This window comes from Clostridioides sp. GD02367, from assembly GCF_045900275.1.
GTDB lineage: Bacteria > Bacillota > Clostridia > Peptostreptococcales > Peptostreptococcaceae > Clostridioides > Clostridioides difficile_A.
The window spans coordinates 1-1,141 of record NZ_JBJODK010000028.1 but is presented as its reverse complement, the minus strand read 5'-3'; the positions used below and the strand labels follow the sequence as shown (position 1 = coordinate 1,141).

The following is a 1,141-nucleotide window of genomic DNA, read 5'->3' as shown; positions in this document are numbered from 1 at the left end:
CGGTAAAAATCCAAATGTAATAAAAAAAGGACAAAAGTTGGTGATACCTAGCAAATGAAAATAATACTAAATAATAAATATGACATTGCAAATTTTAATGAAGGAATAACATTAAGTGAAGCTATAGATGGAGTTGCATATAAAATGGATGTATCCTTAATAGAAACTAAAGCTTTGCAAGATATAAATATTAAAAAAGGTGATAAAATAGTTCTAATTGACATTGCATATGAGAGTAAAAAAGAAGAAACAATCTTCAATGGAGTCATATGGGAAACTAGAAGAAGTGAAAAGAGCAAGAAACTAACATTGTCTTGTAGAGAAAGAACAGTATATATGGAAGAATCAGAAGAACAATATCAGTTTAAAGAAAATACAGCTACACAGAGGATTGAATACTACTGTAAACAATGGAATATACCATATTACAATCTAGCTAACACAGGAAAGAAACTTGCTAAAGTAATACATAAGACTAATATATTAGATATGATTAAAAAAGACTTAAAAGAAACAGCTAGTAAGGGTGGAGATTTATTTAGAGTAAGAATGGACAATAAATTGAAATTATTCAAGCTTGGTACCAACGTAAATGTATATAAATTAGATAGTATATTAGAAGATGCAAACTTTACAAGTAGTTTTAATGATGCAGTAACAAGTGTAAAAGTGTTAGGCAAAAGTAAGGATGAAAATACAAAAGCATCTGTAATTGGAACATATAAAAAAGATTCAGACAAATATGGAACACTACAAAAGATTAAACAAGATGAAAAGATAACTAATGCAAAAGAAGCTAAGAAAGCAGCAGAAGCAATGTTTAATTCGGGTGAAGAAACAATAAGTGTAGATTGTGCAGTAGACATAAACAGAATAAGAGCAGGTGACAAGGTATCTCTAAAAGGAAGAGAATACTATGTTATAGATGTCACTCATACACTAGACTCTACACCAAAAATGAAGCTCAATATAGGAACTTTAGATTATATAAGGAGGAAATTTTATAACAATGACTGATGCTAGATTTAATGGAGTTGCTAGAATATTAAAAGAAAAAATGAATAAAAGTGTTAATGATGGAGTCTTTGGAATGGGTTGTTCACTTGCAGAAATAACAACAAATGGTCTTAAGGTGAATGGC

At 29.3% G+C, this 1,141-nt stretch carries 1 protein-coding gene; it reads left to right on the top strand.

All coding sequences use genetic code 11. From position 1 onward, the window contains the following. The first annotated feature begins 54 nt into the window (after positions 1 to 54). Complete coding sequence (locus Q3223_RS19400) at positions 55 to 1,017, top strand: XkdQ (protein ID WP_407812431.1); 963 nt, start codon at positions 55 to 57, stop codon at positions 1,015 to 1,017. Positions 1,018 to 1,141: the final 124 nt, after the last annotated feature.

Excerpts from the sequence above, each read along its gene's own strand:
- Q3223_RS19400 (WP_407812431.1), top strand. The coding sequence starts at position 55 with ATGAAAATAATACTAAATAATAAATATGACATTGCAAATTTTAATGAA.